The organism is Paracoccus sp. 22332 (assembly GCF_052045125.1).
Taxonomy (GTDB): domain Bacteria; phylum Pseudomonadota; class Alphaproteobacteria; order Rhodobacterales; family Rhodobacteraceae; genus Paracoccus; species Paracoccus haematequi_A.
The window spans coordinates 325,272-351,104 of the sequence record NZ_JBQEOI010000003.1 but is presented as its reverse complement, the minus strand read 5'-3'; the positions used below and the strand labels follow the sequence as shown (position 1 = coordinate 351,104).

27 protein-coding genes are annotated in these 25,833 nt (G+C 67.9%); 7 read left to right on the top strand and 20 right to left on the bottom strand.

Annotation, left to right across the window (positions count from 1 at the left end; all coding sequences use genetic code 11):
- Positions 1-108: 108 nt before the first annotated feature.
- Positions 109-540 (top strand): CoA-binding protein, encoded by a 432-nt coding sequence (locus ACTJI6_RS05750; RefSeq protein WP_440798617.1) that lies wholly within the window; start codon positions 109-111, stop codon positions 538-540.
- Positions 541-985: 445 nt separating this feature from the next.
- Here the strand turns inward: ACTJI6_RS05750 and ACTJI6_RS05745 are convergent, their stop codons facing one another.
- Complete coding sequence (locus tag ACTJI6_RS05745; protein WP_440798615.1) at positions 986-1,603, bottom strand: MlaC/ttg2D family ABC transporter substrate-binding protein; 618 nt, start codon at positions 1,601-1,603, stop codon at positions 986-988.
- Positions 1,575-2,354, bottom strand: coding sequence for an MlaA family lipoprotein (locus ACTJI6_RS05740; protein WP_440798613.1), 780 nt, complete (start codon positions 2,352-2,354; stop codon positions 1,575-1,577). The genes ACTJI6_RS05745 and ACTJI6_RS05740 overlap by 29 nt, the downstream gene beginning before the upstream one ends.
- Before the next feature lie 120 nt (positions 2,355-2,474).
- Between ACTJI6_RS05740 and ACTJI6_RS05735 the strand changes: the two genes are divergently transcribed.
- Both ACTJI6_RS05735 and ACTJI6_RS05730 read left to right on the top strand, forming a co-directional pair.
- Entirely contained in the window at positions 2,475-4,226 is a 1,752-nt protein-coding gene (locus ACTJI6_RS05735; RefSeq protein WP_440798611.1) for a type I secretion system permease/ATPase, read from the top strand.
- Positions 4,223-5,725: an HlyD family type I secretion periplasmic adaptor subunit gene (locus ACTJI6_RS05730; protein ID WP_440798609.1), complete on the top strand. Its 1,503-nt coding sequence runs from the start codon at positions 4,223-4,225 to the stop codon at positions 5,723-5,725. Before ACTJI6_RS05735 ends, ACTJI6_RS05730 begins: the two co-directional genes overlap by 4 nt.
- Before the next feature lie 60 nt (positions 5,726-5,785).
- Here ACTJI6_RS05730 and rnr read toward each other — a convergent pair whose 3' ends face one another.
- The 4 genes from rnr to ACTJI6_RS05710 are packed head-to-tail and all read right to left on the bottom strand — an operon-like array spanning position 5,786 to position 10,373.
- Positions 5,786-8,044, bottom strand: a complete 2,259-nt coding sequence (gene rnr / locus ACTJI6_RS05725; RefSeq protein ID WP_440798607.1) for a ribonuclease R — start codon at positions 8,042-8,044, stop codon at positions 5,786-5,788.
- A 13-nt stretch (positions 8,045-8,057) separates the two neighbouring features.
- Complete coding sequence (locus ACTJI6_RS05720; RefSeq protein ID WP_440798605.1) at positions 8,058-8,474, bottom strand: GNAT family N-acetyltransferase; 417 nt, start codon at positions 8,472-8,474, stop codon at positions 8,058-8,060.
- Positions 8,471-9,607, bottom strand: coding sequence for a succinyl-diaminopimelate desuccinylase (dapE, locus tag ACTJI6_RS05715; protein ID WP_440798603.1), 1,137 nt, complete (start codon positions 9,605-9,607; stop codon positions 8,471-8,473). The genes ACTJI6_RS05720 and dapE overlap by 4 nt, the downstream gene beginning before the upstream one ends.
- A gap of 1 nt (position 9,608) precedes the next feature.
- Positions 9,609-10,373, bottom strand: a complete 765-nt coding sequence (locus ACTJI6_RS05710) for a sulfite exporter TauE/SafE family protein (protein WP_440798601.1) — start codon at positions 10,371-10,373, stop codon at positions 9,609-9,611.
- 135 nt (positions 10,374-10,508) lie between these two features.
- On the opposite strand from ACTJI6_RS05710, the gene ACTJI6_RS05705 reads away from it, so the two are divergent.
- The gene (locus ACTJI6_RS05705; RefSeq protein WP_440798599.1) at positions 10,509-12,137 is read left to right on the top strand and encodes an acyl-CoA dehydrogenase family protein; all 1,629 of its coding nucleotides are present in this window, start codon (positions 10,509-10,511) and stop codon (positions 12,135-12,137) included.
- A gap of 78 nt (positions 12,138-12,215) precedes the next feature.
- Positions 12,216-12,680 carry an META domain-containing protein gene (locus ACTJI6_RS05700; protein ID WP_440798597.1) on the top strand — a complete coding sequence of 155 codons (465 nt, stop codon included), beginning with the start codon at positions 12,216-12,218 and terminating at the stop codon, positions 12,678-12,680.
- On the opposite strand, the gene recO is transcribed toward ACTJI6_RS05700, so the two are convergent.
- The 13 genes from recO to ACTJI6_RS05635 all read right to left on the bottom strand — a co-directional run bounded on the left by recO (position 12,674) and on the right by ACTJI6_RS05635 (position 23,694).
- A complete protein-coding gene (gene recO, locus ACTJI6_RS05695; protein ID WP_440798595.1) occupies positions 12,674-13,411 on the bottom strand; it encodes a DNA repair protein RecO in 738 nt (245 codons plus the stop codon). The genes ACTJI6_RS05700 and recO overlap by 7 nt on opposite strands.
- Positions 13,412-13,843 (bottom strand): VOC family protein, encoded by a 432-nt coding sequence (locus ACTJI6_RS05690; protein WP_440798659.1) that lies wholly within the window; start codon positions 13,841-13,843, stop codon positions 13,412-13,414.
- Positions 13,844-13,854: 11 nt separating this feature from the next.
- Positions 13,855-14,787 (bottom strand): EamA family transporter RarD, encoded by a 933-nt coding sequence (gene rarD, locus ACTJI6_RS05685; protein WP_440798593.1) that lies wholly within the window; start codon positions 14,785-14,787, stop codon positions 13,855-13,857.
- A gap of 27 nt (positions 14,788-14,814) precedes the next feature.
- Positions 14,815-15,150, bottom strand: coding sequence for a DUF1491 family protein (locus tag ACTJI6_RS05680; RefSeq protein WP_440798591.1), 336 nt, complete (start codon positions 15,148-15,150; stop codon positions 14,815-14,817).
- On the bottom strand, positions 15,143-16,078 hold the full coding sequence (gene era / locus ACTJI6_RS05675) for a GTPase Era (RefSeq protein WP_440798589.1): 936 nt from the start codon (positions 16,076-16,078) through the stop codon (positions 15,143-15,145). The genes ACTJI6_RS05680 and era overlap by 8 nt, the downstream gene beginning before the upstream one ends.
- The gene (rnc, locus tag ACTJI6_RS05670; protein ID WP_440798587.1) at positions 16,075-16,764 is read right to left on the bottom strand and encodes a ribonuclease III; all 690 of its coding nucleotides are present in this window, start codon (positions 16,762-16,764) and stop codon (positions 16,075-16,077) included. Before rnc ends, era begins: the two co-directional genes overlap by 4 nt.
- 11 nt (positions 16,765-16,775) lie before the next feature.
- Entirely contained in the window at positions 16,776-17,570 is a 795-nt protein-coding gene (gene lepB / locus ACTJI6_RS05665; RefSeq protein WP_440798585.1) for a signal peptidase I, read from the bottom strand.
- A gap of 74 nt (positions 17,571-17,644) precedes the next feature.
- Positions 17,645-18,055: a holo-ACP synthase gene (gene acpS, locus ACTJI6_RS05660; RefSeq protein WP_440798583.1), complete on the bottom strand. Its 411-nt coding sequence runs from the start codon at positions 18,053-18,055 to the stop codon at positions 17,645-17,647.
- A gap of 55 nt (positions 18,056-18,110) precedes the next feature.
- Positions 18,111-18,551: a hypothetical protein gene (locus tag ACTJI6_RS05655; protein ID WP_440798581.1), complete on the bottom strand. Its 441-nt coding sequence runs from the start codon at positions 18,549-18,551 to the stop codon at positions 18,111-18,113.
- The gene (locus ACTJI6_RS05650) at positions 18,548-19,282 is read right to left on the bottom strand and encodes a pyridoxine 5'-phosphate synthase (RefSeq protein WP_440798579.1); all 735 of its coding nucleotides are present in this window, start codon (positions 19,280-19,282) and stop codon (positions 18,548-18,550) included. Before ACTJI6_RS05650 ends, ACTJI6_RS05655 begins: the two co-directional genes overlap by 4 nt.
- Before the next feature lie 25 nt (positions 19,283-19,307).
- The gene (locus ACTJI6_RS05645; protein WP_440798577.1) at positions 19,308-20,129 is read right to left on the bottom strand and encodes a 4-(cytidine 5'-diphospho)-2-C-methyl-D-erythritol kinase; all 822 of its coding nucleotides are present in this window, start codon (positions 20,127-20,129) and stop codon (positions 19,308-19,310) included.
- Between the two features lie 4 nt (positions 20,130-20,133).
- On the bottom strand, positions 20,134-21,951 hold the full coding sequence (locus tag ACTJI6_RS05640) for a tetratricopeptide repeat protein (RefSeq protein ID WP_440798575.1): 1,818 nt from the start codon (positions 21,949-21,951) through the stop codon (positions 20,134-20,136).
- 87 nt (positions 21,952-22,038) lie between these two features.
- On the bottom strand, positions 22,039-23,694 hold the full coding sequence (locus ACTJI6_RS05635) for an electron transfer flavoprotein-ubiquinone oxidoreductase (RefSeq protein WP_440798573.1): 1,656 nt from the start codon (positions 23,692-23,694) through the stop codon (positions 22,039-22,041).
- 229 nt (positions 23,695-23,923) lie between these two features.
- Between ACTJI6_RS05635 and greA the strand changes: the two genes are divergently transcribed.
- Complete coding sequence (gene greA, locus ACTJI6_RS05630) at positions 23,924-24,394, top strand: transcription elongation factor GreA (RefSeq protein WP_126152965.1); 471 nt, start codon at positions 23,924-23,926, stop codon at positions 24,392-24,394.
- Positions 24,395-24,397: 3 nt separating this feature from the next.
- A complete protein-coding gene (locus ACTJI6_RS05625) occupies positions 24,398-25,327 on the top strand; it encodes a hypothetical protein (protein ID WP_440798571.1) in 930 nt (309 codons plus the stop codon).
- 11 nt (positions 25,328-25,338) lie between these two features.
- Here the strand turns inward: ACTJI6_RS05625 and ACTJI6_RS05620 are convergent, their stop codons facing one another.
- The gene (locus ACTJI6_RS05620; protein WP_440798569.1) at positions 25,339-25,824 is read right to left on the bottom strand and encodes a GNAT family N-acetyltransferase; all 486 of its coding nucleotides are present in this window, start codon (positions 25,822-25,824) and stop codon (positions 25,339-25,341) included.
- Positions 25,825-25,833: the final 9 nt, after the last annotated feature.

Below are 25,833 nucleotides of genomic sequence, written 5' to 3'. Positions count from 1 at the left end.
AGATCACTGTCCCTCGTTCCGCGACTTGCGCCCGGCCAGAATTCTGGACCGGGCGCCTTTTCTATGTAATGGTGCCTACAACTTTTAGACGAGGAGGGGAGACCCGTCATGGAAGTCGATTTCAAGGACGACGAAGATATTGCCCGGATTGCCCGTGGCGTGAAGGTCATAGCGGTTGTGGGCCTGTCGCCGAACGAGGCGCGTCCCAGCTGGGGCGTGGCGCGCTACCTGCAAGCGAACGGCTATCGCGTCATCCCGATCAATCCCGGCCAGGCAGGCGGCAAGATTCTGGGAGAGACCGTCTATGCCCGCCTGTCGGACATTCCGCCGATGATTCCCGTGCAGATGGTTGACATCTTCCGCAAATCCGAGGCGGTCGGTCCCATCGTGGACGAGGCCCTGGCCCATCTTCCCCACCTGAATTCGATCTGGCTGCAACTGGGCATCCGCAACGATGCGGCCGCGTCGCGGGCCGAGGCGCGGGGGATCACCGTGATCCAGGACCGCTGCCCCAAGATCGAATTCCCGCGTCATCTGTAGGACGCGGAACAAGGCCCCGGCGATGCGCTGACCCATTCTGCGCTGTAGAGCACGGATTCTTCCGAAAGTTCGTTTGTAAACCGAACGAAGGCGACGCAAGCGCGTCGCCCTTTCCGTGCATCGACCAACGGAACCTCTGCATGCTGCCGGTCGAAACCTCTCGCCATAATGCGCGCTTGCAGGCCGGGATCGTGCCCTTCTAATGCCGGGCACTCGCCGGGAGGGATGGTGGCATCGGCCCTTCGACGTGCGATGGCGTCATGGCAGCAGACCGGAAGCCTATAGCTCGATCCGTGGGCCGGAAAACAGGGCAGGCTTGCTCATGAGGCTAACCCGACCCGCCGACTTACAAACAGGAATCCCTGAACCGATGGCGTAGTGCAACAAGACCGCTCAACGGTCACGTCTGCATCCCGGAATGAAACTATAGGTTCCCAGACCCTCTCTATCCCGCCGCCTGCAAATCCCCCGTCAGCGCCGCCAGATCCCCCCGCCGGGCGGTCAGCATCGCGGCGATCTCGGCGCGTTCGCTGGCCAGCATGTTCACGCCCTCGATGATGATGTTGAAGAACCTGTCCTGGCCGGACTTGTTCGACACATGCCATTCGACCTCCATCGGCGCCCGGCCGTTCAGATAGGCGACCGAGGTCACGGCGAAGAAGCTTTTCAGCGGCCGGGCGCCCGTCACCTCGATCTTCGATCCGATGAACTCGCGGAACCGCTTGCCGTATTTGCGGCCGATATAGCCCTGGAAAGCCTGGGTATAGGCAGCCAGGGCGCGCGGATCGGCCTGCCGCGCGGCGGGACCGAGCGCGGAACGCGCGATCACCGGCACATCGGCATAGCGCACGAAGATCGTCTCGAACTCGCGATACATCTGCGCCGGCGGGCGGCCGGAATTGATGACCTGATAGACCTCGCCCAAGGCGGTGTCGATCAGCGACCGGGCCTGGACCGCGTCCAGCGCCCAGCCGCGCAAGGGCATCAGCGAGGCCGCCGACGCGCCAGCGAACAGCGCCAGGACGCCGCGGCGGTCACGGGTCGTAAGGGTCGATGACGTCATCTGCGGCGGCGTCGGCATAGGGGTCAATCTCGGTCCCTCCCTGGTTCAATTCGTGGCGGCGGTGCATCAGATAGATCAGCCGCAGTTGCGCATAGCTATCCGCACTGTCTTGCAGAACGCTATCCACCGTGTCCCCGAATCGCGCCCGATCACCGGCTTTTGACGCCGCGCGTAGGCCAAATGCCGCCCATGCCGCATCCCGGTGCAGCAGGTGATAGACAGGGTCGATCAGCAGATCCACGACCTTGCCCGCCGCGTCCCGCTGGGTCGAGGGGCCAAGGACCGGCAGCTCCAGATAGGCGCCTTCGGGGACGCCCCAGACCGCCAGCGTCTCGCCGAAATCGGTGTCGACCTCGGGCAGCCCGAAATCGGTTCCTGCGGGATCCAGCAGACCGCCCATTCCCAGCGTCGTGTTGACGGCAAAGCGGAAAAAATTCTGGATCGCGGGTTCGGGACGCCCTTGCAGCAGGCTGTTGACGACCTTGCCCGGCAGCGACAGGTTCGCCCCCGCGTTGATCACCAGGTCCATGGCACCCGGTTCACCTGCCTCATTCCCGCCCGCCGAGACCCGCCTGGCCACCGGCGCAACCACGCGTTGATCAAAGCCCTTGTTGAAGGCATGGATGCGCCGGTTGCCCGATTCAAACGGGTCGTTGACGCGAATGCCGTCCTGCATCACAGGTTCCGACGTGCAGCCCGCCAGAATCACGCCCAGGGCCAGCGGAACGACAAGGGACAAGGGACGAAGCAAAGGATCTCCTAACCTTTTCGGGATAACACAGAGTCAAGACCGCGATCAGCGATCCTCGAATACTGGCGCACGGGGCCTGAGGCAAGGCGGCACCGATGGCCGAAGATGAAGGATGAAGGAATGAGCAAGTCGCCCGCTTTCCAGGACGGCGCCAAGGAATTACGCAAGGCACGCGCCGCGGGGCTGCCCCTGTTCGCGGCCGTCGCGCTGTTTTCAGCGGTCGTGAACCTGTTGATGCTGACCGGACCGCTGTTCATGTTGCAGGTCTATGACCGTGTTCTGGCATCGCGGTCGGTCGAAACGCTGACCGCGCTGTTCGTGCTGGTGGTGTTCCTGTTCGTGCTGATGGGCTTCGTGGACTTCATCCGCAGCCGGGTGATGCAGCGGATCGCCGCCCGCTTTCAGGACCGGATGGAGGGACGGGTCTTCACCGCCGCGCTGCGCGAAGGCGCGATCTCGGGCGACGAATCGGCGGCGGCGGCCAGCGGGATGCGCGATCTCGATTCGGTCCAGCGACTGATCGCCTCGCCGGTGCTGCTGGCGGTCTTCGACCTTCCCTGGGCGCCGCTGTTCCTGGCGGCGGTCTATATCTTCCACCCGCTGCTGGGGGTCGTGGCGACCATCGGCGGGGCGATCCTGGTGGTCTGCACCCTGGTCAACCGGACGCTGACCAAGACGCCGTTGCAGCAATCCAACATCGCGTCCGCCCAGGCGCAGCGCATGGCGGATCTGTACCGGGACGAGGGCGAGGTGATCGGCGCCCTGGGAATGCGCAGCGCCACCTATGCCCGTTGGCGCAAGGCGCGGGCCGAGGCGCAGGAACAGGCGGTGCGCGGCGCCGACCTGTCGTCGGGCTTCACGGTCTTCTCGAAAAGCTTCCGGCTGTTCCTGCAAAGCGCGATGCTTGCGGCGGGCGCCTGGCTGGTGCTGCAACAGGCGGTGACGCCCGGTGCGATGATCGCCAGTTCGATCATGATGGGCCGGGCGCTCGCCCCGGTCGAACAACTGGTCGGCGGCTGGCCGATGGTGCAGGCGGCCCAGGACGCCTGGGAACGGCTGGCCCGGCTGCTGTCGCGCCAGCCCGCGCAGACGGCCCACACCCCCCTGCCCCGCCCCGAGGCGGTGCTGGAGGTGCGGCAGCTTTCGGTGGCGCCTCCGGGCCAGAATGTCGCGATCGTGCGCGGCGTGTCCTTCGCGGTGGCGCCGGGCCAGGCGCTTGGCGTGATCGGGCCGTCGGGCGCGGGGAAATCGACCCTGGCCCGCGCGCTGATCGGCGCCTGGCCGGTCGGCGCGGGTTCGATCCGGCTGGGCGGCGCGACGCTGGACCAGTACGATCCCGATGTTCTGGGCAACATGATCGGCTATCTGCCGCAGCAGGTGACGCTGTTCGACGGCACCATCGCGGAAAACATCGCCCGGCTGTCGCCCGACATGGATCCCGCCCGCGTGGTGCGCGCGGCCCAGGCGGCGGCGGCGCATCAGATGATCCTGGATCTGCCGCAGGGCTATGACACGCGCATCAGCCAGGCCACCGGCCGCCTGTCGGGCGGACAGATCCAGCGCGTCGGGCTGGCCCGCGCGCTGTATCCCGACCCGGTGATGCTGGTCCTGGACGAGCCGAACTCGAACCTCGACAACGAGGGGTCGATGGCGCTGAACGCGGCGATCCGCCGGATCAAGGCGCAGAACGGCTGCGTCATCATCATGGCCCACCGGCCCGCCGCGATCAACGAATGCGACCTGCTTCTGGTCATGGAACAGGGCATCCGCCGGGCCTTCGGGCCGCGCGACCAAGTATTGCAGGAAATGGTGCAGAATTCCGCGCAGATCATGAAATCGCAGGAAACCGGACGCGCAGGGGGCGTGGCATGAGCGACGAGACCAACAAGCCCGGCGGCCAGAACCCCGCCCCCCGCCCCTCGGGGATCCAGACGGGGATCCTGTCCAGCCGCATCGCCCCGCCGGTCGATGCGCCGATCCCCGGTCCCGCGCCCCGGCAGGCCGCGCCCGCGCAGCCGCTTCCCCCGGTCGAACCGCCCTCGCCACCGGCGCCGCCCCGGCCCATCGCGCCGCCCGACCCGTCCCGCTGGTCGGTGCGCGGCGCCTTGCTGACCGGCTTGATCTCGATCGCGGTGCTGCTGGGCGGCTTTACCGCCTGGGCGATGCAAAGCCGCATCGCGGGGGCCGTGGTGGCCCATGGCCAGGTCGAGGTCGAACAGCAGCGCCAGGTCGTCCAGCACCCCGACGGCGGCGTGGTCGAGGAGATCCTGGTCAAGGACGGCCAGACGGTCGAGGCGGGCCAGCCGCTGATCCGCCTGGACGGCAGCCTGCTGCGCACCGAACATGCCATCGTCGAAGGCCAGTATTTCGAGATCCTGGCCCGCCGCGGCCGGCTCGAGGCGGAACGCGGCGACGCCGAAACGATGCAGATTCCCGACGAGTTGCTGGCGGCAGCCGAAGGCAATGCCGATCTGCAAGCCCTGATCGCCGGTCAGCGCAGCCTGTTCGAAACCCGCCGCGACACCCTGCGCCAGTCGATCGAGCAGTTGGAGAAACAGTCCGAACAGGTCCGCCAGCAGGTCGACGGCATCGACGCGCAGATCGTGGCGCTGGACCGGCAGCGCGAACTGATCGGCGAGGAACTGGAGGACCAGCAGTCCCTGCTGGATCGTGGCCTGGCCCAAGCCTCCCGCGTGCTGGCCCTGGAGCGCGAGGCCGCCAGCCTGGACGGGCAACTGGGCGAGTTGAAGGCCAGCCGGGCCTCGGCCGAGACGCGCCAGACCGAGCTGGACATCCAGCGGCTGCGCCTGGGCGCCGAACGCCGCGAGGAGGCCGAGACCGAGTTGCGCGACCTGGGCTATCGCGAACTGGAACTGGCCGAACGCCGCCGGGGCTTGGCGGAACAGATCAACCGTCTGGACATCCGCGCGCCGGCGGCGGGCGTGATCTACAACCTCATGGTCACGACGCCCCGCTCGGTCATCCGTCCCGCCGATCCGGTGCTGTATGTCATCCCGCAGGATCGCCCGCTGGTGGTCAGCGCGCGCCTGGCCACGATCAACGTGGACGAGGTGCAGGTGGGCCAGCCGGTGGTGCTGCGATTCTCGGCCTTCTCATCGCGCACGACACCGGAAATCGACGGTGTGCTGGGCCGCGTGTCCGCCGATGCGCTGATCGACGAGGCGACGCGCCAGCCCTATTACCGGGCCGAGGTGACGATCCCCGCCGACCAGTTGGCCAAGCTGGGCGATCTGGCGCTGATCCCCGGCATGCCGGTCGAGGTCTATATCCAGACCGGCGAGCGCAGCCCGATGGCCTATCTGGTGAAGCCGCTGGCGGACTACTTCAACCGGGCGTTCCGGGAAAGCTGAGGCCGTGGGGGCTTCGCGCCCCCACGCCCCTGCTGGACATGTCAATAAGGAAGGGTGCGGCTATTTCTTCCGCCGCCGCTTGGTCGCGCGCTTGATCTCGGCCAGCCGCGACTTGGTGGACATCGGCCGGGGGCTGCGGCCGCGCCTGCCCTTTTGCGGACCGCGCGGAAGCGGCTGGCCGTCCAGTTCCAGCAGATCCAAGGTCAGCCCGCCGGTCATCGGGATCGCCTCGGCCAGGCGCACGGTGACACGCTGACCGATGCCGATTTCCAGGCCGGTATCGCTGCCGATCAGCATCTGCGCATCGGGATCGAAGTGGAAATACTCTTGCCCGATGGCGCGGATCGGCAGCAACCCGTCGGCGCCGGTCTCGTCCAGCTTGACGAAGGCGCCGAATTTCTGGACGCCGCTGATCCGGCCCGTCATCTCGGTTCCCACGCGATCGGCCAGGAACGCCGCCAGATAGCGGTCGGTGGTGTCGCGTTCGGCGGCCATGCTGCGGCGCTCGGTCTCGCTGATATGGGTCGCGGTTTCGGGCAGCCGCTCCAGGTCCTGGGGCGACAAACCGTCGCCGCCCTTGCCACCGCCGCCCCAGCCGTGCCCCGAAATCAGCGCGCGATGCACGATCAGGTCGGAATAGCGCCGGATGGGCGAGGTGAAATGCGCATAGCTTTTCAGCGCCAGCCCGAAATGGCCGAAGTTTTCCGGGTGGTAGTAAGCCTGCGTCATCGACCGCAGGGTGCTGATGTTGATCAGCTCGTCGAAATCGGTGCCCTCGGACTGGGCCAGCAGGCGGTTCAGGTGGCTGGTATGCAGCACCTGCCCCTTGGCCAGCGTGAAGCCCGAAGCCTGGGCGACCTCTCGCAGCGCGTCGATCTTGGCGAGGCTGGGTTCCTCGTGGACGCGGAACAGCAGCGGACGCTGGCGGCGGGTCAGTTCCTCGGCGGCGGCGACATTGGCCAGCACCATGAATTCCTCGATCAGCTTGTGGGCGTCGAAGCGTTCGCGGAAATTCACGGATTTGACGCGGCCGTCCGGGGTCAGTTCGATCCGGCGTTCGGGCAGGTCCAGATCCAGCGGCTGGCGGCGCGCGCGGGCCTCCTTCAGCAGGCCATAGGCGTGCCACAGCGGGCGGATCACGCTGTCCATCAGCGGTTCCGTCTGCGCATCCGGCTTGCCGTCCGCCGCCGCCTGGGCCTGCTCATAGGCCAGCGAGGCCCGGCTGTTCATCATGCCGCGATGGAAGTTGTGGCCGATCTTGTTGCCCTGCGCATCCAGCCGCATCCTGACGGCGATCACCGGGCGGTTCACGCCTTCGTGCAACGAACACAGGTCCGCCGACAGCGCCTCGGGCAGCATCGGCACCACGCGGTCGGGAAAATAGGTCGAATTGCCGCGCAGCCAGGCCTCTCGGTCCAGGGCGGAACCGGGGGTAACGTAATGGGCCACGTCGGCGATGGCGACCCAGATGGTGGCGCCGCCGTCTTCCTCGACAAAGGCCGCCACGGCGTCGTCATGGTCGCGCGCGTCCGAGGGGTCGATTGTCACCAGGGCCAAGTCGCGCAGATCCTCGCGGCCCTTCATGGTGGCGGGTTTCGCGCCCTCGGCCTCGGCGATCACGGCGTCGGGGAAATCGTCGGGGATGCCATGCTGGTGGATGGCGATCAGGCTGACCGCGCGCGGCGCGGACGGGTCGCCCAGCCGGTCGATGATCCGCGCCATGGGCAGCCCCAGCCGGCCCTTGGGACCGGCGTGTTCGGCCTGCACCAGTTCGCCGTTCTGCGCGCCCAGGGTGGCGTCGGGGCGGACGCGCCATTCGCGGTCCTGGCCCTTGTCGATGGGGACGATGCGGCCGCCCTCGGCTTCCTTGCGGAAAATGCCGGTAATGCGATGAGGCGCGGCGGTGATGCGGCGGATCAGGCGGGCCTGATATTGGTAATCCTCGCCCTGCACCTCGACCAGGCGGCCTAGGAAGCGGTCGCCCCGGCCAAGCGCGGGGTCGCTGTCGCGGGGGACATAGTGGATGCGCGGCATAGGCCCGTCGCCATGCCATTCCAGCGGTCGCGCGAACAGGTCGCCCGACCCGTCCGGCGGCAGCAATTCCAGCACCGTAACGGGCGGCAGACGCTCGGCATCCAGATAGTGGCGGCGGCGGCGTTCCAGATGGCCCTCGCTCTCAAGCTCTTTCAGCAGGCGCTTCAGTTCGATCCGTTCGGCGCCCTTGATGCCGAAGGCCTTGGCGATGTCGCGCTTGGAATTGGCGTCGGGATGGTCCGCGACCCATTCCATGATCTGTTCCTTGCTGGGAATCTGGGCCATCTTGCGGTCCCCCTTACAGATCGCGGATCATGTCACGATGCGGGATCCCCGCGTCGTCGTAAACCGGGCCGAACGCGGTAAAGCCCAGCTTTTCGTAAAAGCCCAGGGCGTGGGTCTGCGCACCCAGCTTGGCGCGGGTGATGCCCGGCCGGTCCCGCAGCGCGTCGAGCGCGGCCCGGATCAGCGCCGCGCCCAGTCCGGTGCCGCGCGCCTGCGCCAACACGCAGACGCGGCCGATCTTGCCGGTGTCGCCTTGCAGCAGGATCCGCGCGGTGCCGACCGGGCGGCCGTCCCGGCGGGCCAGCAGGTGAATGGCGCCCGCGTCCTTGTCGTCCAGTTCCTCGGCCTCGGACACGCCCTGTTCTTCGATGAACACGGCGCGGCGCAGGGCGTGGCAGGCGGCAAGGTCGTCGGTCTGTTCGATCTTCATTCGAAATATTTTTCCAGAATCCGCTGGTAGATGGTTTTCAACTGCTGGACCTGTGCCACCGGCACGCGTTCGTCCACCTGGTGCATATAGGCGCCGACCAGGCCGAATTCGACCACCGGACAGTGGTTCTTGATGAAGCGCGCGTCGGACGTGCCGCCGGTGGTGGACAGGACCGGCTGGCGGTTGGTTTCCTGCGTGACCACGCTGCGGACCAGATCGACGAAGGGGCCGGGCGCGGTCAGGAACGCCTCGCCCGTCACCTGGGCGGCAATGGTCAGCGACACGCCGGTCGCCTGCGCCACGCGGGCGGCGCGGGCGGTCAGGTCGGCCTCCAGGCTGACGGCGGTGTGCAGGTCGTTGAAGCGGATGTTGACCACCGCCCGCGCCGTTTCGGGGATCACGTTGGACGCCGGGTTGCCGCAGTCGATGCTGGTGATCTGCAAGCCGGTCGGATCGAAATGCTCGGTCCCCTGGTCCAGAGGCGCGGCGATCAGGTCATTGAGGTAAGCCGTCAGCGCGTGCAGCGGGTTCCGGGCCTTGTGGGGATAGGCGGCGTGACCCTGCACCCCCTTGGCGGTGACGGTGAAGGTGACGGAACCGCGCCGTCCGATCTTCATCATCTCGCCCATGATCTCGGGGTTCGAGGGTTCGCCGACGATGCAGGCGTCCATGCGTTCGCCATGGGCCTCCATCCAGTCCAGGATCGCGGTGGTGCCGTCGCGGGACGGGCCTTCCTCGTCCCCGGTGATGGTCAGGATCACGGCGCCGTCGGGCGGCGTTTCGCGCACGAAGTCGATGGCGGCGGCGACGAAGGCCGCGACGCCGGATTTCATGTCGGTCGCGCCCCGGCCCCAGATCACGCCGTCCTCGACATGGCCGCTGAAGGGGGGATGGGTCCAGGATCCCAGGTCGCCGGGCGGGACGACATCGGTATGGCCGTTGAAGCCGAAGCTGCGCGCGCCCTTGGCGCCCCAGCGGGCGAACAGGTTGGGGGTGCCGTTGCGGTCGACGCGGCGAACCTCGAACCCCGCCTGGGCCAGCAGGTCTTCCAGCAGGATCAGGGCGCCGCCTTCATTCGGCGTGACAGAGGGGCAGCGGATCAGGCGGGCGGTCAGGTCGGCGGCGTCGATCATCTCATATCCAGTCGGAAAGGGCGCGGCGGACAAGGTTCAGGCCGGTGACGACCAGCAGGATCAGCGTCCAGCGGCGGAATTGTGCGACATTCATGCGGTCCTGCAAGGCCTGGCCCGCGAACATTCCGGCAAAGGCGGGAATGCACAGCGCGGCGGACAGCGGGATGGTCTGGGCGTTCAGCACGCCCGACATCAGATGCGCCGCCGTCAGCCCGGCGCTGCCCAGCAGGAACACCACGCCCTGCACCCGCATCTGTTCGCGCTTCTCAGCCCCCAGGGACAGCAGCAGGACCACCAGCGGCGGCCCCCAGATGCCCGAGACGCCGCCGTACAGACCGCCGACGATGCCGGTCACGATCTCGGCCCGGCGGCGGTGATGGATGGGCAGCGCCAGCGGCGTCCCCGACAATTGCCACAGCGCGAAGCCGACCACCGGAAAGCCCAGCAGCGCATACATCGCCTGTTGCGGGATCGCCGTGGCGAAGCCCGCCGAGATCGCCATGAACACCAGCACCATGCCGATATGCCAGCGATAATCCCGGATCGACCGCGCCGCCGCCCCCACCCCCTGGCGCAGCGCCTGGTTCACGTTGGTGGTCAGCACCGGCAGGATCAGCGCGGCAAGCGCCGTCTGCGGCGGCAGGATCGACGCGAAGGCCGAGGCCATGATCAGCGGCATGGCAAATCCGATCGCCCCCTTCACGAAGCCCGCAAAGGCCGTGACGGCGAAGATCGTCCAGAATTGCCAGGGATCCAGTCCAAACATGCGCGCACGCTAACGGCTTGTCCGGGAAATGGGAATGGCGGGCACGCTGCCGCAGGGCAGACATATTCGTTCGCACGACACCTTCACAGCGCATAATTGTTGCGCTGCGACTGCGAAGGCGTTACCCATGCTGCAATGCCGCAAGGGGGATTTCCGATGAAAGACATGCCGCAACAGTTCGATCTGGTCCTGTCCGAACTGGCCGACCTGCAAGCCCGCGCCACCGACGCGCTGCGCGCCAGGGTCTCGCCCGGCGGCAAGGTCGATGCCGAGGCGCTGGAGCAGCACCAGCACGCCGCCCATGCGCTGTCCTGGCTGGCGACCTATGTCGAATCGCTGCGCCAGCTTGCCGCATGGTCCACCCGCGTCGGCGGCGAGATCGAGGATCTGATCGCCCGGATCGGGTTCGGCGAATACCTGACCCAGATCGCCGGGGGCATCCCGATGAGCCAGACGGAATTCGCCCGCCTGTCCGATCTGGGCGTGGACTGGCAGCCCTCGGACACGGCGCGCGCGCTGATGGCCGCCAACACCCCCGACGCCCGCGCCCGGCTGGCCGCCCTGATGGCCGAGAACAGGGGCAGCGCGACTTTCGGCGCCACCGGCCTGGACGAGGATCTGGAAATGATCCGCGACCAGTTCCGCCGCTGGGCCGACGACAAGGTGGTGCCCCATGCCCATGAATGGCACCTGAAGGACGATTTCATCCCGATGGAGATCATCGAGGAACTGGCCGAACTGGGGGTTTTCGGCCTGACCATCCCGGAAAACCTGGGCGGCCTGGGCATGTCCAAGGCGGCGATGGTCGTCGTCTCCGAGGAATTGTCGCGCGGCTATATCGGTGTGGGCAGCCTTGGCACCCGCAGCGAGATTGCGGCCGAGCTGATCCTGGGCGGCGGCACCGACGATCAGAAGACGCATTGGCTGCCGCGCCTGGCCAGCGGGGAAATCCTGCCCACGGCGGTCTTTACCGAACCGAACACCGGCAGCGACCTGGGCAGCCTGCGCACCCGCGCGGTCAGGGACGGCGATGTCTGGAAGATCACCGGCAACAAGACCTGGATCACCCATGCCGCGCGCACCCATGTGATGACGCTGCTGGCCCGCACCGATCCGGACACCACCGATTATCGCGGCCTGTCGATGTTCATCGCCGAAAAGACGCCGGGCGATGATGCCGACCCCTTCCCCACCCCCGGCATGACCGGCGGAGAGATCGAGGTGCTGGGCTATCGCGGCATGAAGGAATACGAACTGGCCTTCGACGGGTTCGAGGTGAAGGCGGAAAACCTGCTGGGCGGCGTCACCGGCCAGGGCTTCAAGCAGTTGATGCAGACCTTTGAATCGGCGCGCATCCAGACGGCGGCGCGGGCCATCGGCGTGGCGCAGAACGCGATGGAACTGGGCCTGCAATACGCCCTGGACCGCAAGCAGTTCGGCAAGCCTCTGATCGCCTTCCCGCGCGTGGCCGACAAGCTGGCGATGATGGCGGTCGAGATCATGATCGCCCGGCAGCTGACCTATTTCAGCGCCTGGGAAAAGGACCACGGCCATCGCTGCGACCTGGAGGCCGGGATGGCCAAGCTGCTGGGCGCGCGGGTCGCGTGGTCCAGTGCCGATAATGCCCTGCAAATCCACGGCGGCAACGGCTTTGCGCTGGAATACCAGATCAGCCGTGTGTTGTGCGATGCACGCATCCTGAATATTTTTGAAGGGGCGGCGGAAATTCAGGCTCAAGTGATCGCCCGGCGGCTGTTAGGCTGACGCGATTTCGTCTAGGGTGCCGCAATTCATGCGGAAATTGCCGCACCCCGTTCGATGATCGCCTCAAGGAGTTCCATCATGCCCCGTCTCGGCACATTCGGCGCGCTGGCCGCCGCAGCCCTTGCCCTTGCCGCCTGCGAACAGACGCCCCCCGTTTCCCCCGACGATCGCGGCTTCATTCCGGGCGGCGACTATGCCTTGGTGGGGATGGACGGCGCGACCGTGCCGCTGCGCAACATGACGCTGACGATTTCGGAATCCGCGGTCTCGGGCCGTGGCCCCTGCAACGGCTATGGCGCCAAGAACAACGCCGAACTGCCGCTGGTGGCGCTGTCGCCGCTGCAAACGACCCATGTCGATTGCGGCAAGAACACCACGATCGAGAACCGCTTCTTCCAGGTTCTGCAATCGGCGACCGAGATGGAATATTACGGTGGCGTGCTGAAGGTGAAATCGCCCCTGACCTGGCTGATCTTCGAACGCGGCGTGACCGAGACGCAGGGCCAGGTCACCGCGCTGGATCAGGCGCGTGCGGGTCAGTGACCGCCCTTCGGCTGGCCGCGCGCCAGCCGGTCCACAAGACGCTGGCGGGCTGCCGGGACCGGGCGGCCCACCAGTTCGGCGGCCAGGCGGGCGTTCAGGAAATGCCCGGTGATCGCCAGCCCCTCGGCCAGGCCCTGACCGCGATTGTCGCCCGCCCCGCCCAGGATGCCCGGCAAGGGCAGCAGCCGGTCGGCCCAATCACCCGCCCCTTCGCGGCTGACCGCGCGGCCTGATTTCGGGCTGACATAGGCCAGCCCCTGCGCGGCGCCCGTCACCGCGCAGGCCGACAGGTCCAGGCCGAATCCCATTTCGTCCAGCAGGCGCATTTCCCATCGCAGGTAATCCTGGCTCCAGTCGGCCCCCGCCTCCATCAGATCCAGCAGGCGTTCGGTCGCGCCGACCAGCACCGGATGGGGATCGCGTTCGGGCAGGGCGAAGATCAGCAGCGAACAGACCGCGTTCAGCCCCGCAAGCGCCAGCGGATCGGCCAGCAGCCCCGACCGCAGCCGCACGGGTTCAACCGCGAAGGTGCCCAACTGGTCGTCGCGCCGCGCCCGCCAGCGCAGATCCAGCCGCGATCCGGGTTGCAGCATCGCCGCACGCTTTTGCGACACGCCGCCCGGCACCAGCCCCGAATGGCGCCCGTGCAGGTCGGTCAGCACATCCAGGATCACCGAGGTTTCGCCATGCGGGCGCCGGGCCAGGACCGTGCCTTCGGCCTGCCACTCCATTCAGGCGTCCGGCAGGGTCAGCGACCCGTCCGAATCCAGCGGCCAGAACGGGTTGGTGGCGATTTCCCAGACATGGCCGTCGGGATCGGCGAAATAACCGGAATAGCCGCCCCAGAAAACCTTCTCGGGGCGCTTCAGAACCGCCGCGCCCGCCTCAAGCGCCGCCTGGAACACCGCATCGGTTTCCGCGTCGTCGGCGCAGTTCTGCGCCAGCGTCACCGCCCCGGTTCCCAGACCCGCACCGGGGCGCCCCTGGTCGGCGGCCAGATCGTCCCGCCCGAACAGCGCCAGCACCGCGCCGTTCATCTGATAGAAGGTCACGCCCGGTTGCGAACTGCCATGCGGCGCCCAACCCCAGGCCTCGTAAAAGCGCCGGGCGCGGGCCATGTCGGCCACCCCGAGGGTGATCAGGGTGATGCGCTGGCGGGGCAGCGTCATGGCGTTCATTGCATCCTTCGCGTCAGGTCGCGGTTGGTGCGCCGCCGCGCGCCCGCGCCTTGCAGCAGCGACAGCGAATAGATCGCCAGCGCCGCCCAGATCATCGGGAAGGCGATCATCTGCGCCAGGCCGAACGGTTCACCGAAGACCAGCACGGCGGTCAGGAAGATCATCGTCGGCGCGATATATTGCAGGATGCCGATGGTGGACAGCCGCAGCTGCTTGGCGGCCGTCGCATAGCACAGCAGCGGCACGGCGGTCACCAGCCCGCAGGCCGCCAGCAGGATCGTATCGGCGGCATTGCCCGCCGCGAAATGCGACTGGCCCGATGCCGTCAGCCAGATCACATAGGCCAAGGCCAGCGGCGTCAGCAGCAGAACCTCCAGCGTGAAGCCCTGCGTCGGACCAAGCGGCAGGCTTTTCTTGCAGAAGGCATAGACGCCCCAGGTCAGCGTCAGCCCGATCGCCACCAGCGGCAGGCGGCCCAGTTGCACGGTCAGCACCACCACCGCCAGCGCCGCCAGGGCGATGGCCGCAAGCTGCGCCCGGCTCAGCCGTTCGCGCAACAGCGTCGCGCCCAAGGCAACGCTGAACAACGGGTTGATATAATATCCCAACGCCGCGTCCAGCGCGTGGCCGTTGCCCACCGCCCAGACATAGATCATCCAGTTGACCGAGATCAGCGCCGCCGTGACCAGCGCCATGCCCAGCAGGCGCGGCTGGCGCAGGGCTTGGCCGACCTCGGCCCAGCGGCCCTGCCACAGCAGGACCGCCAGCGCGATCGGCAGCGACCACAGCACGCGATGGGCGATCACCTCGGACGGGGGGACATGGGCAAGCTGCTTCATGAACAGCGGCAGGAAGCCCCACATGACATAGGTGGCGATGGCCAGGATCAGGCCGCGCGGGGAATCACCAGAAGGGGGCGGAGTGCTCATGGGATCTGCATATTCTGCAAACAGGAATCACGCCAGCCCTGGTTCGTCCAGCAGGGTGCGCCCGTCGCGGCTTTCGATTTCCACCACCCACAGGTCGGGATCGAAACCGCGCTGGCGGACGACGGCCTGGTCCACCTCGCGCTCGTCGCCCTGGGCCAACACCTGCCAGGGGCGGGTGTCGCTGTCGAAATCCCATTCGCGCCCGTAAAGCGCGGCGGTCCCGTCCAGCCGGGCGCATTTCACCAGCACCGCGCCCGCCGTCTCGTCCCCCCGCGCGGTGACATAGGCCGGGATATTCGCCAGCCCCAGCCGCGCCAGATAGGCGGAAACCCAGATCCCCGTCGCAAGCCGGGGTTCAGGCATCGCCGTCGCGGAAATCGAGGCCCATTTCGTTATACCGTTCCGCCTCGTCCAGCCAGTTTTCCCGAACCTTGACCTGCAGGAACAGATGGACGCGGCGGCCCATGAATTCCTCCATCTCGGCCCGCGCGGCCTGGCCCACTGCCTTGATCGTCTCTCCGCCCTTGCCCAGCACGATACCCTTGTGGCCGGGACGAGAGACATAGACGATCTGGTCCACCCGGGCGGAGCCGTCCTTGCGTTCCTCCCAAGCCTCGGTCTCGACGGTCAGCTGATAGGGGATTTCCTCGTGCAGGCGCAGAGTCAGCTTTTCGCGGGTGATTTCCGCCGCGATCATGCGCATCGGCAGGTCGGCGATCTGGTCTTCCGGGTAAAGCCAGGGGCTTTCGGGCAGCGTTTCCGCCAGCCAGTCGCGCAACTGGTCGCAGCCATAGCCCTTTTCGGCCGAGATCATGAAGGTCTGCACGAAGGGATAGGCGGCATTCAGTTCCGCCGACAGCGCCAGCAGGCTTTCGGCCTTCACCCGGTCGATCTTGTTGATGACCAAGGCTACCGGCGTCTTGCTGTCCAGGCTTTTCAGGGAATCGATGATGGCGACCACGCCGTCGGACAGCCCGCGATGCGCCTCGACCAGCAGCAGGATGATGTCGGCATCCGACGCCCCGCCCCAGGCGGCGGCGACCATCGAACGGTCCAGACGGCGGCGCGGGCGGAAGATGCCGGGCGTGTCCACGAAGACGATCTGCGCCGCATCATGGATGGCGATGCCGCGGATCCGGGCGCGGGTCGTCTGGACCTTGTGTGTTACGATGCTGACCTTGGCGCCGACCATCTGGTTCAGCAGCGTCGATTTCCCGGCATTCGGTTCGCCGATCAGCGCGACGAAACCGGCGCGGGTGGGGCCGGTGATGGCGGGGTTGGTGTCGGTCATGCACGGCCCTCCAGCCGGTCCAGCAGCGCCTGGGCGGCGGCCTGTTCGATGCTGCGTTTCGTTCCCGCGCCCTGGGCCTGGGCATGTTGTCCGTCGGCCAGCCGGGCGGTGATCAGGAAAACCGGCGCGTGGTCCGGGCCGCTGCGGTCGGTCTGTTCATAGGTCGGCGGCGGCATTCCATGCGCCTGCGCCCATTCCTGAAGCGCGGTCTTGGCATCGCGGGGATCGTCCTCCAGCGTCGCCAGCCGGTCGGCCCAGAGGCGCAGCACGATCCGGCGCGCGGCATCGAACCCCGCGTCCAGATAGACGGCGGCCAGCACGGCCTCCATCGCGTCGGCCAGCAGGGCGTCCTTGCGGCGGCCGCCCGACATCATCTCGGACCGGCCCAGCTTCAGCACCTCGCCCAACCCGATCTCTCGGGCGATGGCGGCGCAGGTCTCGCCCCGGACCAGGGCGTTGTAGCGGGGGGCCAGTTGCCCCTCGCTGGCGGACTGGTCGGCGTCGAACAGCGCCTCGGCCATGACCAGGCCCAGCACGCGGTCGCCCAGGAATTCCAGCCGCTGGTTGTCGGGCCGGGTCGTCGTGGCGATGGACCCGTGGGTCAGCGCGCGCACCAGCAGGTCGGGACGCGTGAAGTCATGTCCCAGGCGGGCCATGAAGGCGCGGATATCGGCGCCCGGTTTCATCGCGGACGGCTTCAATCGACCGCCTTGAAGAAGCGATCCGCCCGCCAGGTCCAGAAATACAGAAGCGAGCGGCCCGCGGACGAGAACATGATCCGGTCGGCGCGGCCGATCAGGTACTGGGCGGGAACGAAGCCTAGGCCGCCGATTTCCTGCGGAAAGCGCGAATCCTCGGAATTGTCGCGGTTGTCGCCCATGAAGAAATACTGGCCTTCGGGAACGGTGAAGGTCGGCGTGTCGTCGGCGAAGGCCCCGTCCTGGATGTTCAGGATGTCGTGGCTGCGCCCGTTCGGCAGGGTTTCGGTGAAGCGCTGGCTGATGCAGTCGCCGCCCTCGGGCACCGGGTCGTTGACGCAGCGCGGCACCAGGCCCTGCGGCCCCTGCTGTTCCTTGATCTCGACGAACTCGCCCGCCGGGGTGATCGGCACTTCCTGGCCGTTGATGAACAGCCGGCCGCCGCGCATCTGCACGGTATCGCCGGGCAGGCCGATCAGCCGCTTGATGAAATCGACGCCGCGCGTCGGGTGGCGGAACACCACGACATCGCCGCGTTCGGGTTCGCTGCCCAGGATCCGGCCGCTGATCGGGCACAGCGCGAAGGGACAGGAATACTGCGAATAGCCATAAGCCATCTTGTTGACGAACAGGAAATCGCCGATCAGCAGCGTGTCCTTCATCGACCCGGACGGAATCCAGAAGGGCTGGAAGAACAGCGTGCGAAAGATGCCCGCGATGACCAGCGCCCAGAACACGGTCTTGACCGTTTCCCAGATGCCTTCCTTTTTCTTGCCCGCCGTGCTGTCGGCCATGATGTCGTCCTTCGTCGTCAAGCGCGGGCGATTGGCCGCATTGGCGCGTTCATGGTCCCCGGCGGGGGGCAAAGTCAAGATTGCGGCGCAAGGGGCAGCGCCTCGATCACCACGAAAGCCTGCGCCCAGGGGTGATCGTCGGTCAAGGTGACGTGAACCACGGCGCGGTGGCCGGGCGGCGTCATCGTCGCCAGACGGTCCGCCGCCCATCCGGTCAGCGCCATCACCGGCTGGCCGGAGGGAAGGTTGCTGACCGCCATGTCGCGCCAGCTGATGCCCATGGCAAGCCCGGTGCCAAGCGCCTTGCTGCACGCCTCTTTCGCGGCCCAGCGTTTGGCCAGAGTCCCGGCCTCGTCCTTGCGGCGCGCGGCCTTGGCCAGTTCGGTAGGCGTGAAGACGCGGTTGCGGAAGCGGTCCCCGAAACGGTCCAGCGTGCCCGCGATGCGGTCGATATTGGCCAGGTCGGTGCCGATGCCCAGGATCATGCGCCGCGTGGTCCCGGCAGGATCAAGAATATTCGGATGAGGAAGGCGCTGCCGGTCACTTCGCGCCCTGCACGGCGATCTCGCCCGTCTGCTGGTTGATGGTCAGGGACAGTTCGTACCAGCCGCCCTCGGGATCCTCGGGCAGGTAGTGCTGCGCGGGCAGGGTCAGGGTCAGACCGCGCGCGGGATCATAGCCGGCGCGCCGTTCGGCGAAGTCCAGGTTATAGAACCCCAGCCCGTTGCCGGCCTGAATCACGCGGCACTGGCGATACCCCACTTCGTCGCGCGGCGGGCTGATGACCAGCAGTTTCAGCGCCCCGCCCGCAGGCTCGATCATGTCGAGCACCGCCACGCGGACCTGCCCCTCGGCATAGGAGGCGATGTTCTCCTCCCACGGCTCGGCGATGCTTTCGGCGGGGGCGTTGTCGCAGGGCTGGACCTGCTGCGCAACGGCGGGGGCGGCGAGGAAGACCAGGGCGAGGACAAGGCGGATCATGCGCGCGCCTCGTCCATCCTGCGCCGCATTTCGCGGATCGCGTCGTCCAGGCCGGTAAAGACGGATTCGGCGATCAGGAAATGGCCGATGTTCAGCTCCTTGATCTGCGGGATCGCGGCGATGGGGCCGACCGTGGCGAAGGTCAGGCCGTGGCCCGCATGAACCTCCAGCCCCAGGCTGTCGGCCAGGCGCGCGCCTTCGACAAGGCCCGCCAGTTCGGCGTCGCGGTCTGCGTGGCGGCCCTCGGTGTCCAGGTCGCAATAGGCGCCGGTATGCAGTTCCACGACCGCCGCGCCGATGCGGGCGGCGGCTTCTATCTGGGCGGGATCGTGGCCGATGAACAGCGACACACGGCTGCCCGCCTCGCGCAGGGGGGCGATATAGTCGGCCAGCATCGCTTCGTTCCCCGCCACGTCCAGGCCGCCCTCGGTGGTGCGTTCCTCTCGTTTCTCGGGGACGATGCAGACGGCGTGGGGGCGGTGGCGCAGAGCGATGGCCTGCATTTCCGCCGTGGCCGCCATTTCCAGGTTCAGGGGCAGCGTCAGGTTCGCCATCAGCGCGTCGATGTCGGCATCGCTGATGTGGCGGCGGTCTTCGCGCAGATGGGCGGTTATGCCGTCGGCGCCCGCAGCTTCCGCGATACGGGCAGCGCGCAGCGGGTCGGGCCAGGGCGTGCCGCGCGCGTTGCGGATGGTTGCGACGTGATCGATGTTGACGCCAAGACGCAGCATGGATGTCCCCCTGTTTCGCGGCAGTCTAGCGGGACGGGGGCGGGGGTGCCAGTTCCGTCGCGACCGCCCACCAGCCATGCTGTTTCAACGCGGCGGCGGCAATCCGGGCCCGGTCGGCGCTGTCGTAGAGCCCGAAGCAGGTGGCCCCGGACCCCGACATGCGCGCAAACCCGGCGCCCGTCGCCCGCAGCGCCTCCAGCACCTGGCCGACGACCGGGGCAATGGCGCGGGCGGGGGCCTCCAGGTCGTTGCGCGTCGCGGCCAGCCATTCCACCAGATCCGCCGGCCCGGCAAAGCGGGGAATGTCGGGCAGGCCGGGATTGTCGCGACGATCCATGGCAGCGAAGACCAGCGGCGTGGACAGCGCCACGCCCGGATTGGCCAGCACCAGCGGGATCGCGGGCAAGGGCGGCAGGGGGGTCAGGATTTGCCCCACCCCCTGCATCCGCGCAGGGGTGGAGGCCAGGCAGACCGGCACATCCGCGCCCAGCCGCTCGGCCCGCGCGGGCAGCGGGTGGCCCAGCCGCGCCAGCGCCCGCAGCACCGCCGCCGCATCTGCGGACCCGCCACCGATGCCGCTGGCGACGGGCAGGTTCTTGGTCAGGGTGATCGCCGCATCCGCCCCCGCCAGCCGCGCAGCGCGCAGGCACAAGTTGTCATCCCCCGACAGCGCCGCCGCGAACGGACCTTCGATCCGCAGCGACAGAGGCCCGGCGTCCAGCGAGACGACATCCCCCACCCCGGCAAAGCCCACCAGCGAATCGAGCAGGTGATAGCCGTCCGCGCGGCGCCCGGTGACATGCAGCGCAAGGTTCAGCTTGGCCGGCGCAGCCTCGGTGACGGGCATCGCCTTAGTTGTTCGCGGCCTGCGGGGCGGACGCGGGGGTTTCGACGGCGCCCGCCGCTTCCTCGGCCAGGACGGCATCCAGGCCCCGGTCCAGCTTGGCGCGGATGCGGTCGGGATCCACGTCGTCGGTATCGGTGGGGTCCAGCGACAGAGCGCGGTGCCACTGGATTTCGGCCTCGCGGTGGCGGCCCACCTTCCAGTAGATGTCGCCCAGATGGTCGTTGACCAGCGGATCCTGGGACATGGTCAAAATCGCCCGCTCCATCGGCTCGACCGCGTCCTGATAGCGGCCGAGGCGGTAATAGGCCCAGGCCAGCGAATCGAGGATATAGCCGTCGTCCGGCGACAGCTCGACCGCCTTCTTGATCAGGTCCAGGGCACGGTCCAGATTTTCGTTCCGGTCGATCCAGCTGTAGCCCAGATAGTTCAGCAGGCTGGCCTGGTTCGGGCGGATCTCGATGGCGGCCAGGAAATCGGCCTCGGCCCGGTCGAATTGCTGCGACCGTTCCAGCGCGATGCCGCGCGCATACAGCGGGAACCAGCGGGCATCGGCGGGGGCGTCGGCCAGCAGAGCCAAGGCCTTGTCATAGGCGGGCACGGCCTGGGCGAATTTTTCCTGCTGGCGCAGCAGGTCGCCCAGTGCGATCCAGGCCTGCGGCAGGTCGGGATAGGCGGCCGTCAGGGACAGCGCGGCCTTGCCCGCCTCTTCGGTCCGACCGGCCCGCGACAGGGTGTCGATGCGCGACAGTTCCGCGACGGGCCGCATCTGGCCCATGCGGCGCAGCGCGTCGAATTCGGGTTCCGCCAGGTCGAACTGCTGACGTTCCTGGAGGATCTGGGCGACCATCAGCCGCGCCTCGGCAGTGTCGGGCGACAGCCAGGCGGCCAGTCGGGCGTGAATCAGCGACAGGGGTTCGGGATCCGGGCTGGAGAGCAGCGCCGATGCGAAGGTCAGGAACACCTGCGCGATGCCGTCGGCGGGCGTCCTGACCACGTCGAAGGCCACCGGCTGGCCGGACTTGATCCGGTCGCGCAGGGCCAGAAGCTGCGGTTCGGCCTCGACGCCCGGAATCGCCTCGATCATGGCCACGGCGTCGTCGCGCCGCTCAAGCTGGGCGAGGATCTGCGCGCGGGCGGTAAAGCCCAGGATATGCGCGCCGGTCATATCGTCGGCCAGCAGCGATTCGGCGCCTTCGTAATCGCCGACCAGCGCGCGGGCCAGCGCCAGGTGATAGTTCACCATCGGCGCCACGCCTGGGACGCGGGACAGGCGTTCGAATTCGGCCAGCGCCTCGGACGCCTTGCCGGCGCCCAGAAGGCCCCAGCCGCGCAGCATGCCAGCCAGCAGGTCGGCTTCCGATTCCGCGTCGCCGGGCGTGCCCACATCGGCCAGCAGCCCGGTCCAGTCGCCGGAATGCACCAGGTCGGCGCGGTGGATCAGATGCGACAGTTCGGTCGGCTCGCCCTCGGAGCCGATGCGGTCGGCAAGGGCCACGGCGCGGTCGATCTCTCCGGCGGATACCAGGGCAACCAGGGCGCTGTCCTGCAAGAAGCGGTCGCCGGGATCATGGGCCACGGCCTGCACGAAATATCGCGCGGCGGCCTGGAAGTCGCTTTCCACCGTCGCCATGCGCGCGGCCAGGAACGGCCCAGCCAACCCGAAGGTCAGCGGCGCGGCATCGGGCTTTGGCGCCTGGGCCGCGGCGGCGTCAGGCGCATCGCCTTCAGGGCGCGGAGCAGGCCGTTCCTGCGCGCCCGCAGGCAGCGCCAGCGCCGCCATCAGGGCGGCGATCAGGGCCAGATTCGGGCGGGTCAGGGTCACGGCGTCCATCCCGGAAAGTCACGAAAACGTTTTGTCGACCCTAACGCGGCGCCACAGGCGGGGCAACGCCTGCCCCCGCCTGCCCGATCACATATTCGGGTAATTCGGCCCGTCGCCGCCTTGCGGGGTGGTCCAGACGATGTTCTGGCTGGGATCCTTGATGTCGCAGGTCTTGCAGTGGACGCAGTTCTGGAAGTTGATCACGAAGCGCGGGCCATTGGCGTCTTCCACGACCTCATAGACGCCGGCCGGGCAGTATCGCTGCGCGGGCTCGGCGTATTCGGGCAGGTTCACCCGGATCGGGACGGTCGGATCCTTCAGCTTCAGGTGGCAGGGCTGGCTTTCCTCGTGGTTGGTGAAGGAAAAGGCCACGTTGGTCAGCCGGTCGAAGGACAGCTTGCCGTCCGGCTTGGGATAGTCGATGGGCTTGAACTTGGCGGCCTTGCCGGTGGCCTCGGCGTCGGTCTTGCCGTGCTTCCACCCGCCCAGGATGTTGCGCCCGGTCAGCCCCGCCCCCCACATGTCCATGCCGCCAAGTACCAGCGACGGCCACAGCCCATAGCGCGACCAGGCGGGCTTGACGTTGCGGACCTTCTTCAGATCCTTGCCGATATCGCCCGTCCGCACCGCGCGATCATAGTCCTCCAGCCGGTCGCCCTCGCGCCCCGCCGCGATCGCCGCCGCCGCCGCCTCGGCCGCCTCGATCCCCGAGATCATGGCGTTGTGGTTGCCCTTGATGCGCGGCACGTTGACCATGCCCGCCGAACAGCCCAGCAACACCCCGCCCGCGAAGGACAGTTCCGGCAGCGACTGGTACCCCCCCTCGCTGATCGCGCGCGCGCCATAGCTGATGCGCTTGCCGCCTTCCAGAAGCTCGGCCACCATCGGGTGGTGCTTGAAGCGCTGGAACTCCATGTAGGGATACAGATACGGGTTCTCGTAGTTCAGGTGGACCACGAAGCCCACCATCACCAGGTTGTCCTCGTAGTGATAGATGAAGCTGCCGCCGCCGGCGTTCTTGCCTAGGGGCCAGCCCATGGTGTGGACAACGCGGCCTTGTCGGAACTTCTCGGGGCTGACCTCCCAGATCTCCTTCATGCCCAGGCCGAATTTCTGCGGCTCGTGGCCGTCGGACAGGTTCAGGCGGCTGATGATCTCTTTCGCAAGGCTGCCGCGCACGCCCTCGCCGATGAAGACGTACTTGCCGTGCAGCTCCATGCCGGGTTCGTAATGCGGGCCGGGCGTGCCGTCGGATTGCAGGCCCATCTCTCCGGCGACGACGCCCTTCACGCGGTCGCCATCCCAGACCACCTGCGACGCGGCCATGCCGGGGAAGATCTCGACGCCCAGTTCTTCGGCCTGCTCGGCCAGCCAGCGGCAGACGCTGCCCATACTGACGATATAGTTGCCGTGGTTGTTCATCAGCCGCGGCATCGGCCAGTTCGGCACCCGCACCTGCCCTGCCTCGCCCAGGACGTAGAAGTTGTCGTCAACCACCTCGGTCCTGACCGGGGCGCCCTTTTCGCGCCAATCGGGGATCAGCCGGTTCAGGCCGACAGGATCCAGCACCGCGCCCGACAGGATATGCGCGCCGACCTCGGACCCCTTTTCCAGCACCACGACCGACAGATCCGGGTCGATCTGCTTCAGCCGGATCGCCGCCGACAGACCAGACGGCCCGGCGCCGACGATGACCACGTCATACTCCATCGCCTCGCGTTCGATCTGCATGTCGTCCGTCATGGCTAGGCTCCCCCCTTGCTTGGCTGCCGTCTGCATGTAACGGTTCTGCCGCAGCGCGGCAATGCTGACGCGACGGCTAAAATCTGCCGCTGCCGGCGCGGGCGGGCTTGCAAAGGCGCGGCAATTGAGGTCACGTTGACGACAACAAGGCCGCGCCCCTGCCATCCGAATGGCGGGGGCGTTGCCTTAGCATTTGGACGGTAACGCATCCCGGAAGGACAGGGCAGCGATGGAAAAGATTCCGATGACCCGCAGCGGCTGCGCCGCGTTGGAACGCGAACTGGGCGAACTGAAATCCAAGGAACGCCCCGCCATCATCCGCCAGATCGCCGAGGCGCGCGAACATGGTGACCTGTCGGAAAACGCCGAATATCACGCCGCCCGCGAAAAGCAGGGTTTCATCGAAGGCCGCATCAAGGAACTGGAATCGATCCTGTCGCGGGCCGAGGTGATCGACACCGCCAAGCTGACCGGATCGGTCAAGTTCGGCGCCATCGTCCACCTGATCGACGAGGACACCGAGGAAGAGCGCACCTATCAGATCGTGGGCGAGGCCGAGGCGAATGTCGAAAGCGGCCTGCTGAACATCCGGTCTCCGCTGGCGCGCGCGCTGATCGGCAAGGATGTCGGCGACAGCGTCGAAGTCGCCACCCCCGGCGGGCAGCGCAGCTATGAAATCCTGGCGATTCGGTTCGAATAAGCCATGAGCCTGGTTGCCCGCATCACCAGCCTGGCGCAGCGGGACGCGCTGACTGTCACCGGCATCGCGCTGACCGCAGCCTGGCTGTTCCTGGTGGCCCTGTTCTGGCTGCTGGTCCCCGAGGCCGAGGGAAGTCCCGGCGGCATCGCCCGGCTGGCCACGGTCATGGGCACGATCCTGCCGCTGGCGCTGATCTGGCTGGCGGTGGGCATGGCCCGCGCCCTGGCGGTCCTGCGGGCCGAGGCCGCCGACCTGCGCCTGCGCCTGTCGCAGATGCGCGACATGGCCGCGACCCGCAGCGCGCCGCCTCGGCCCGCGCTGCCTGACGCGGACGAGGCCGAACCGCAGCCCCGCCCGGCTCCCGCCGCTGTTCCGGTCGCCGCCGCAGCATCCCGCGCCGCGCCCCGGCCGGCTGCCGATCCGCGTCCGCAGCCGACGCGCGGCAGCGGCGAACCGCGCGATCCCATCGATGCGGAAACGCTGATCCGGGCGCTGAACTTTCCCGACGGGGCCGATGACGCGCCCGCCATCGCCGCGCTGCGCGCCGCCTTGCAGGATCCCGGCCAGGCGCGCGTCCTGCGCGCGGCCCAGGACGTGGTGACGCTGCTGGCAGGCCAGGATCTGTACATGGACGATCTGCCCCCCGACCCCGCCCCGGCGGCCGTCTGGCGGCGCTTCGCGGCTGGCGAACGGGGCAGTGCGGTGGCGGCCCTGGGCGGCATCCAGGATCCCCTGGCGCTCGACATCGCGGCCAGCCTGCTGCGCAAGGACGAGATCTTCCGCGATACCACCCATCATTTCCTGCGGCATTTCGACGCCATGCTGACCCGGCACCTGCCGCAGATGGACGATGCGCAGGTCGCCGTGCTGGCCCAGACCCGGTCGGCCCGCGCCTTCATGCTGCTGGGCCGCATCTCGGGGATCTTCGGCTGACGCAACGCCGGTCAGACCGGCCGATGCAGGATCGCCACCGGGCCTGACCAGGGCCAGCCGAAGGCGCCGCGTCCGATCTCGGCAAAGCCGGTGGCGGCATAAAAGGCCATTGCGACGGTGTTGCGGATCTCGACCTCGGCCCGCAGGCCGGGATGACCTCCCCGACGCGCGGCCTGGGCGGCCCGGTCCAGAAGCGCCCGGCCGATGCCCCGGCGCGGGCCGTCGACCACGATCCCGTCGATCACCAGATCGGCCGTCGGGGGCGCCGCGCGGTACAGCGCGCGCGCCAGCCAGGGATGATCCGCCAGAAATCCACCGTTGGCGTCCCGCAGCCCGGCCACGCCGCCCAGGCGGCCGTCCGCGCCGACGGCCGCGATGCCGTGGCAGGCGCGGACGGCGGGCGGACGCCCGCCTGCGAAAGGCGGTGCGAAAGCGGCCCACCACAGCCGCGCGGCGTCGCCCAGAAGCGGGGCGGGAATGGGGGTCGTGATCCGCACGCGGCCTTG